7 protein-coding genes and 1 tRNA gene are annotated in these 9,018 nt (G+C 55.9%); 1 reads left to right on the forward strand and 7 read right to left on the reverse strand.

Features of this window, described 5'->3' with window-relative positions; all coding sequences use genetic code 11:
• From EDC90_RS19815 to EDC90_RS19840, 6 genes are all read right to left on the reverse strand, one after another.
• Positions 1–107 (reverse strand): transposase (locus EDC90_RS19815; protein WP_165972914.1); only part of this gene is annotated, 107 nt, incomplete at its 3' end.
• Between the two features lie 156 nt (positions 108–263).
• Entirely contained in the window at positions 264–962 is a 699-nt protein-coding gene (gene cas5c / locus EDC90_RS19820; RefSeq protein WP_132314260.1) for a type I-C CRISPR-associated protein Cas5c, read from the reverse strand.
• A gap of 27 nt (positions 963–989) precedes the next feature.
• Positions 990–3,182 carry a CRISPR-associated helicase Cas3' gene (cas3, locus tag EDC90_RS19825; RefSeq protein WP_348633717.1) on the reverse strand — a complete coding sequence of 731 codons (2,193 nt, stop codon included), beginning with the start codon at positions 3,180–3,182 and terminating at the stop codon, positions 990–992.
• A gap of 472 nt (positions 3,183–3,654) precedes the next feature.
• Complete coding sequence (locus EDC90_RS19830; RefSeq protein WP_132314262.1) at positions 3,655–4,983, reverse strand: c-type cytochrome; 1,329 nt, start codon at positions 4,981–4,983, stop codon at positions 3,655–3,657.
• A 12-nt stretch (positions 4,984–4,995) separates the two neighbouring features.
• Positions 4,996–6,762 (reverse strand): GMC family oxidoreductase, encoded by a 1,767-nt coding sequence (locus EDC90_RS19835; protein ID WP_132314263.1) that lies wholly within the window; start codon positions 6,760–6,762, stop codon positions 4,996–4,998.
• Between the two features lie 2 nt (positions 6,763–6,764).
• A complete protein-coding gene (locus EDC90_RS19840; protein WP_132314264.1) occupies positions 6,765–7,472 on the reverse strand; it encodes a gluconate 2-dehydrogenase subunit 3 family protein in 708 nt (235 codons plus the stop codon).
• Between the two features lie 636 nt (positions 7,473–8,108).
• Here EDC90_RS19840 and EDC90_RS19850 point away from each other — a divergent pair.
• Positions 8,109–8,198 (forward strand) — tRNA-Ser (locus tag EDC90_RS19850).
• Positions 8,199–8,358: 160 nt separating this feature from the next.
• Here the strand turns inward: EDC90_RS19850 and EDC90_RS19855 are convergent.
• Positions 8,359–9,018: hypothetical protein (locus EDC90_RS19855; RefSeq protein WP_207903973.1), on the reverse strand; the 660-nt coding region annotated here is incomplete at its 5' end.

The following is a 9,018-nucleotide window of genomic DNA, read 5'->3' on the forward strand; positions in this document are numbered from 1 at the left end:
GCTGAACTCATCCCGTGCTCCCGGCAAAGGTCAGGTACAGGAACGCCACCTTCTGCCTGACGCAGAATGCCGATAATCTGGGCTTCGCTAAATCTTGTCTTTTTCATCAAAATCTCCTCGGTCATAAAGCCTGAGAAAATTCTACTTTCAAAGCCCATTATTTTTCGGGGGGATTACCGCATACCCGATCTTTTCCGAGGAATAGCCAATCGGCGGAGCGTCCGGCAGCCGGTCATAGGCCTTTACCAGAGAAGTCAGGATCGTCATCGTCTGATCTCCGGTGAGCCGGGAGACGGAACCTTCACCACGCCATCTTCCAGCGTCGCGTGGAAAAACATCGATGGGCGGCCCTTTGCGCCATGATCGATGTCATAAAGCATGAAGCCAAGATCGCGCGGTGCGCCAAAGCCAAGGCTTGCCGTCCGGTGTTCAGCATCAGCCTGCGGCAGTGGTGCATCCGGCTCGATCAGTTCGAAGGCAGCGGAAAACTCGCGGGTGCCCAGGCAAGGCTGGTTGAAGCACTGGCCCTTGCGGGCGCGACGATTGAAAGTATCGAGATGCTTGCCCTCATTGTCTTCCGGGCCAGCCCGTTCCGTCATCTCGAAATGCGCTTCGATGATATAGGCAGGCTTTACCAGAACGGTTGCGGCGCGCTGCTGGCGGTCCTCGTCCACAAGAATGCCAAGCCCGCCGAGATCGCCCCGGTTCATCGCCGACTTGATGTTGCGCTGAGACGCCTTGTGACCGACCTCGTTGCGCCGGATCGACTGGAACCGGATCGGCTCCAGAACATGAATGGCATCGATCACCCAGCGGATCGCCGGTTTCCAGTGCACCGCCTCCAGAATGCCGCGCGCCGCCGATGGCGTCATCACATCATAGGAAACCCGCTCCACCTTCATCTCCGGCCGCGTGAAGCAGCCATAGTCTCCCCAGACCTTCAGTCGGATTCCGTAAGGCAACTCTCCCCCCCTTTACCGGTGCTGCGCTCACACCATCGTATTCTCCGCCGCCAGATAATCGGCATCCTCCCATAACAGGCCGATTTCGGCGCTGTAGAGCGAGGCATTTTCAAGCACCGCGAACTGATCGCCGCGCAACTCCGGCTCGACAAAACGCACTTGTCCATTCGCCAGAAGCAGCGCACGCGCCTTCGGCGGCACCTGCACCACGTAAGATTGCAACAATCTTGCGATTCGGCCAGAGTAAATACTGTCGACGCGAAGCTTGTCGATTGCATCCTTCGCCTTTTGATCGAAAGGAATCACAACCGGCTCCATGCCGCTTTCGATCATCCGGAATTTTTCCGCTGCCGTACGATAGCCGAAATCGGTGCCTGCGCCTGTTACCGAGAAATCGTCGAGAATTGACTTGCCATCCAGCCCCTTGTCGCCAACTCGCCAGTAGACCTCCCGGAAATAATCCTCGATGGCGGCAAGCGACAGCAGGTCATCGTGGTTGTCGATGATCCGCTTCATATCGCCGATCAGCCCTTTGACCTCGACGGGCGCTGCGTAATCCGGCGGTGTGAACACCGTGACCAGACTGTCTTCACGCAGGCGTCCGCCCTCTCGATTGCAGCGCCCGGCGGCCTGGACGATCTGGTCCAGCCCCGCCTCGGCGCGATAGACCGATGGAAAATCGACATCGACACCCGCCTCGACCAGGCTGGTGGCAATCACCCGGCATGGTACCTTGTTGTACAACCGTTCACGTATATCATCCAGAATGGCGCGGCGATGGGCCGCGCATTGCCGGGTCGTCAGATGAACAAGGCCGGAAAGACCCTGCTCTTTCGCCTGTTTGTAAAGCTCCAGTGCATGGCGACGGCTGTTGACGATCACCAGTGCCTGGTCCTGTTCGCTTAGCGCTTCAATCAGGGCATCATTGTCCATATCCCCGGCATGGCGGATCTTCGCGCGCGCCAGCCGCATTGCAAGATCGTGCGGATCGGGCGCCAGTTCACGGGAGGCATCGAGGCTGAGGCCATCGAAGCCTTCGCGCTTTCCAAGCGCCGGCTGGGTGGCGGTGCATAGAACAATGGTACAGCCATATTGATCGGCAAGCGCTTCAAGCATCCGCATGACCGGCAACAGATATTGCCGGGGAAGCGTCTGCGCCTCATCGAGAATGATGATCGAACCGGCTATATTGTGCAGCTTGCGTGCCCTTGACGTGCGCGCTGCAAACAGGCTTTCGAACAATTGCACATTGGTTGTAACAACAACCGGCGCTGCCCAGTCTTCCATTGCAAGCTTCAGCTTGTCATGCTGCTCCGGCGGCGCCTTGCGGCTGGCGGCGTCCTCATCGATGGAGGAATGATGTTCAAGGATGATCTGCTCACCCTCCCGCTCAAGCACATTGCGGAAAATCGCCGCCGTCTGCTCGATGATCGAGGTGAAGGGGATCGCGTAAATGATCCGTCGGTGGCCGTGGGCTTTTGCGTGGTCGAGTGCGAAACCGAGCGAGGCCAGCGTCTTGCCGCCACCGGTGGGAACGGTGAGCGTGAACAGACCGGGGGCAAGCGCCGCCCTGCCCCGCACATGATCGAGAATAGCGCCGCGCAACCCGTTGAGATTGCCGGAACGCGAAAACCCGGCCATATGGGCTTCATAACGCGCGGATAATGTCGGCAGCAATGCCTGAAGTTCCGGCCACTGGCGGTCTATCTGCCGGTTTTCAAGCGCGGCGTAAAAAGCTTCCGTGTCGCGAAAATCGGCATCAACCAGACAGGAAAAGATCATCCGCCCCATCAGCGACCAGGCAAAATACCATTTCTTCTTGTCATCGCGCGGAAAGCGACTGAACAGCGCATGCGGCACCAGGTCTTTCGGCAATTCTCCGAGTTCCTCGCGCCAGTCGGGATTGATCTCGGGGCAGTTTTCAATGCGCCAGTCGAGGCAGGCATTGGTTTCGTTCTTGCGGTCCGGCAGGCCGGTATGGTGACCGAGGATGGCATAGGCAATCACCTCCGCCATCGCCTTGTCATGGCCGGTCATCACCTCAAGCAGAACCTTGCCACCGGCAGTCGCATGGTCGACGGACAGTTTCTCGCCCGCGATCCGGCGCTGAAAGCGCGGATTATATTTGCCAAGGTCGTGAAAAAGGCCTGCTGCGAAGGCAGCGCGCTCAAGCCCAAGCGGCGCGGCGCGCATCCCTGCCAGATTTGCGGTTGCCAGCAAATGCTCTCTCAGCAGCTGCCAGTCATTTTTGCTAAGATCGTGACCAGAATGGGCAAACCAGACCATTGAAGCGTATCTGTTGTTAGAAAATCAGCAATCACAATTTATTATTGTGAAGGGTAGCGTTATCGCGCATTCTCTTCAACAAGAAAATAAGTTTTCTCTATACCTAGAAAACTATACCGCTTCTTATACGTCTTCCTCTATTTCAACAGAGTCCGATCCTGTGACAACATAAAAGATCAAAAAAGGTAAAACCTCAGAATAAGGACAGCACGGAAAGCACCGCTTCTGCAACCAAGCTGCCTCATGCAGAATAACACTCAACAGCAAGACAATCTGCCGCCTCGATCATATATGCATTCAATGATCTTTACAGACAGATCAGCATTACCCGCGCCAGGCAGGGGAGCCCACCTCCCCCGCCATAGCCAAAGATCGGCCAAGGCGCTTACTCAAGCCGGCCTCGCCATCATTGCCGGACAGCTCCGACATCAGCCTCGCTCACTGCTGGCGCAGAATTCCCCCACGCATTGCGCAGGAAGGTTTCAAGCTTTGCAATATCAGCATCAGACAAACGGTCTGCGAATGCCGGCATCTGCAAACGCTCCGGTCGTTTCTGCGTGGAGGGCATCGCCGCTCCATGAAGAATGACCTCGGTCAGCCCCTTGGTCGTGTCTGCCAGCACCAGAGAGTTTCCGGCAAGAGCCGGGAAGACTCCCGGTGCCCCTTTGCCATCCGGCATATGGCAGGCATTGCAATTATTGAGATAAAGCAGTTCGCCGTCCGTCAGGTCGGTCGCAGCCTTAAGCCTGGCCGTCGTCGGATCGTCAGCGGCATCGATGCGGTCCGTGGTACGAACATCCGGCACCGGCTGAGGGTTTGGCTTGACGTCAGAGATCGCCCGCAGATAGGCGACCATGGCATCGGCGTCTTCATCCGTCATGTATTGCAGGGATTCCTCCACGACAAGCTTCATCTCGCCAGCAACAGCATTGTGCGCATTTCGCCCGGTCGTCAGGTAGTTTTCGATATCCTGATCTGTCCACGTCTGGAGCGACGACTGAGCCGTTCGCAAGTCAGGCGCCGACCAGCCGTCAATTTCACCACCGGTGAGAAAGGCCGGATTATCGGCATTTTTGCCATCTTCAGCCATAAACCATGTCCGAGGGCTGTGGCAGGCAGCACAATGACCAAGAGCTTGCACCAGATAGGCACCACGCGTCAGCTCGTCACTGCCTTGCGCTTTTTCATCCGGGCGGAAGCCCGGCTTGTCGAGCGCCAGCCAGTTCCAGGTGCGAATGCCCCAGCGCTGATTAAAGGGAAAAGCCAGATCGGTTGCTTCGACAGGGTTATCCACGGCTGTGACGTCGTTGTGGATATAATCCCAGATCGCCCGAATGTCTTCTTCCTTCATATGCCGGTAATTTTCGTAAGGCATCGCCGGATAAAGGTGAACACCGCCGGGCGCAATGCCGTCGACCATCGCAGCGTGAAACTGATCATAGGTCCAGTCGCCGATACCTGTCTCGCTATCCGGCGTGATGTTGCTGGACCAGATCGTTCCCATCGGGCTTTCAATCGCCCGCCCACCGGCAAACGGCTCACCACCTTCAGCGGTATGGCAGGCCTGACAGTCTGCCATTTGCGTGACATATTTACGCGCTCCCGGAGAGGCTTCGTCAGCCTCTGCGACGCTCTGATCCGGCTTGGTCAGAACAGGCGGCACGAATATGATCGCCGCGAGCGCCACGACGCCGATGACGACCAGAGCAAGAATGATGCGAAGAAAGGTTTTCATAATCTGCACTCCTCACATCAATGGCCGGGGGTTGGGCAGGTAATCCTTACGCAGAGCATCAAGAGCCCAATAAGCCAGCCCACCGACAGCGCCTGTCGGGTTATACTGAAGGTTCTGCGGGAATGCAGATGCCCCCATGACCCAGACATTGTGACAGTCCCAGCTTTGAAGATAGCGATTGATTGCCGAGGTCTTGGGATCGGTGCCCATAATGGCACCGCCGACATTATGGGTCGACTGGTAAGGACGCACATCATACTGAGCGCCCGGCGCCTTATAGCCTGATGCCATCGAATCCGGGTTCATGCTCCGGGCGATTTCTTCGATCCGGCTCTTCATAAACTGCGTCATCCTGATGTCATTGTCTTTCCAGTCAAAGGTCATACGCATCAGCGGACGACCGTGCCGGTCTTTATAAGTCGGATCAAGATCAAGACAGGTATCGCGGTAGGCCATATTGGAGCCGTGCGATCCGATTGAGAGATTATGGCCGTACCATTCACCAATGGCAGCTTTCCAGCCAGCCCCCCATGACGGCGTGCCCGGCGGCAGAGACATCTGCTGGATCGGGCGCCCGCCACTGTGGCTGCCGGTAATATAGCTTCCGCCAATAAAACCCTCTTTGCCGAAGTCGATCTGAGACATTGAAAAATCATCAATCGACATCCCGCCGGAACCGGTACCCACAAACGGGTTGAACACTTTATCCTTAAACCAGAGACTGGTTCCGCCCGTCATCTGATAGGAATAGTTCCGACCGACGACGCCTTCTCCCGTATCGGGATTGTAGGGTTGTCCGATTTCCGAGAGCAGGAGAAGGTGAACGTTGTGCAGAGAATAGGCACACACCAAAACGAGATCGGCGGGCTGAAACACTTCTTCTCCGGTATTGTCATCGAAATAGGTCACACCTTTCGCCGTTTTGCCATCGGCAGCCTTTTCGATTTTCAACACCTCACATTTTGTCTTGTAGCTGAAATTCGGTTTACGCTTCAGCGCATCGAGAATGCAGACCTGAGGAGATGACTTTGAGTAATTGTTGCAGCCGAAACGCTCACAAAAACCGCAATAATTACATGGACCGAGCTGCATTCCATAGTCATTGACATACTCAATCGAAGCATTGGCCGCTGGACGTGGGAACGGGTGATACCCCATCTTTGTTGCAGCGGCGGCAAAAAGATCTGAATCCCAGGTATTCTTAAGCGGCGGCATCGGATATTCACCCGAACGCGGCGCCTCGAAAGGGTTGCCACCTTCCTGAATCTCACCATTGATATTGCCCGCCTTGCCGGCAATGCCCGCAACGCTTTCAAACTTGGTCAGAAACGGCTCCATTTCGTCGGCCGTCACACCCCAGTCCTGCAATTGCATGTCCTCGGGAATAATATCTGCGCCGAACGTCTCCTCGACATAACTGCGCAGTCTGTACTCCACTTCCTGAGGCCGCCATGTCTGGCCGTTCCAGTGAACGCCGGCACCGCCAACCCCGTCGCCAGGCAGAAACGAACCGAGATGCCGATAGGGAAGCGCCGTCTGCTGCGTGTTGTGACGAATGGTCAGTGTGGAATTCACGGGTTTTTGCATCAGGCCATAGCGGATGCCGTATTTCAATTCGTCAAAGATATCGGGATACTGAAAATCGGGAACTGTGCTTCGATCCTCCCCGCGCTCAAGCGCAAGGATATCGAGACCTTCGTCCGCCAGCTCCATACCCATAATTGCCCCGGTCCAGCCGAGCCCGATGATAACGACGTCTTTTTTGGGATCAGTTCTCATGGTCAGGCCCTGTCTCCGTTGATTGCTACAGGTCCGAGGGGGTATTCTACATTCTCGCGCCCCGGCCAGGAGGTGTAGGCGCCACGCGCGCCCGGAAACCCGATATAGACCCAGGCCTGCATGTCGTAATTGCCGCCATAGCTGGGATCGGCGAAATAACCTTCCTTGGTATTTGCAAGAAGGAACGAGAAGAAATCTCGTAATTCGGCGGCAAGTGGCACGTCCCCATTTTGCAGGGAGGTCAGAGCAGAGTCCTGCTTGTCAGTTGCCAGCTTTTCAAACACGTCGCCGTGCTTCTGCCGACACCAGTCCTGAAAAACGGGAATCGCCTTGCGATAGATTTCCGCTGGCGTGAGCGGGCTTTGAAATCCAAGCGTCGGCTCCGCGGATGGATCGAACGGGCCCTGCATGTACCAGGTGGATGCCTTCCCGAAGCTTCCTGCCAGTTGCCGGTCGATGAAGACCGGCACGCGACAGTCAAGCGCGCCGGGCCCTGCGCCGTCAGACGGGATAAGACGATCACAGGCAGCCATCAGAAAAGCCCACTCCGCCTCATTCAGATAGACCCGCTCATACTGATCTAGCGGCGGAGGTGCTTCTTTCTCGGGTGCTTGCGCCTTAACAGAGCCTGCAAGCGAAGCGATCGTAACGCCTGCTGCGGTTCCCTTCAGGAAACCGCGGCGGGATGGCCGTCCTGGCATGTCACGCATGGTTTATCCTTTCGCCGGTTCAGATTGATATCACCCCTCTCGCCGTACCGTCCCAACCCTAAACTCTGGAAACAATGCGGATTTCGCCATCACCGGCAAATCTCAGGATGATTACCAAACATATGAAAAATCATAATAATTTCAGATACAATTATATTGTATCAATTTATAAAAATGAGAAAGAATAAAATGACATTTTCCATAACAATATGAATTTAAAACAATAATTCTATTCGCCTGGATATTAACAATCTTCGGCAAACTACTTACGGTTGCTTCATTGAAACAAATAAAATTATACAAAAACACACCAGTTATTTTCTGTCCGACCGCCTGGTCACGCCGCTTTGTACCGCCCGGGCTTTTCCACGAAGCAGAAGTTTGCCGATGCCATTCAAAGCAAGCTTTCAGGTAAACCAGAAACCAAAAACAGTGACTGCGCCCTCCCGAGCCAGGCAGACAAGACAGCGTGAGAACCGCAGCAAGCAATGCCCTGCTGCTGATCAGCCCGGCGGCCCGTTTAGCCCCCGGAAAAGAGAGGATCGTTGGTCTGCAATGATCTGTTTTGTGGTTTTTCCGGAAATTGTTTTTCAATGGCTTGATCAAGGAAACAAAAACGCTTATCAGGGCCGGACCGGAGAGGTGGCCGAGTGGTCGAAGGCGCTCCCCTGCTAAGGGAGTAAGCGGGCAACCGCTTCGAGGGTTCGAATCCCTTCCTCTCCGCCATTACCTCGTCCCAAGATCATGATTTTATTCATGGTTTTCTTTCCAGTATTGGTTGAGGTACATTTCAAGGTACATTCTGGCACGAAAGTCGAGGCTGCGCTTTCTTGTTCTGGTTTTCCGACTCTGCCTTTCCTACCGTAGCCGATGAAGCCGGCGTTCTCTATCGTGGCTGGTTCGTTTCCTTGTCATTAACCGTTTCTCTCGTACTGACTTCCAGGATGCCGGTATCCTGCGTGATGTTCTCGAGCATTTTCTCGAGACGTTTACCGACAAGTTCGCGGTCCTCAATCAGCGCTTTTGCCATTGCTTCCAACTCGGGTTGATTGCGCTGGAGGATTCCGGTGGCCAGGGTCTCCGCGTTCAGGAGACGCTGCTGGACACGCTGTCTCTGGACGGGGTCATGGAGTGCGAGACTGTCGGCATCACCTCGATATACAGGCCCATAGGCGCCAAGCCCCAGTTGCTGGTCGATCTGCAGGGCCATGTTTGTGGCTCGGGCCAGATCTGACTGCCGGCTGCCACCCGCACCTGCCGAAATTTCGCCGAGGACGAGACGCTCCGCCGCCCGCCCGGCCATCAGGCACGCGATCCCAGCGTGGAAATCACGCAGCAGGGATTGATTGCGACGGTTCTGCGTCACTGTTTCGCCGCCCAGCGGTTCCAGCATGATGCGCGTGACCGGGCCGAGCGCGAGCGCGGTGGCGACGATGGCATGGCCGCACTCATGCAATGCGATGCGCCAGTCGAGCGCCTGATCGGCCTCAGTGTGGGAATAGCCGATGAGCGTGCGGAGGTCGTGGAGCCCAGGCATCCTGTTCTG

Source organism: Martelella mediterranea, from assembly GCF_004342225.1.
GTDB classification, from domain to species: domain Bacteria; phylum Pseudomonadota; class Alphaproteobacteria; order Rhizobiales; family Rhizobiaceae; genus Martelella; species Martelella mediterranea_B.

Excerpts from the sequence above, each read along its gene's own strand:
- EDC90_RS19830 (WP_132314262.1), bottom strand. The coding sequence starts at position 4,983 with ATGAAAACCTTTCTTCGCATCATTCTTGCTCTGGTCGTCATCGGCGTC.
- EDC90_RS19835 (WP_132314263.1), bottom strand. The coding sequence starts at position 6,762 with ATGAGAACTGATCCCAAAAAAGACGTCGTTATCATCGGGCTCGGCTGG.
- EDC90_RS19840 (WP_132314264.1), bottom strand. The coding sequence starts at position 7,472 with ATGCGTGACATGCCAGGACGGCCATCCCGCCGCGGTTTCCTGAAGGGA.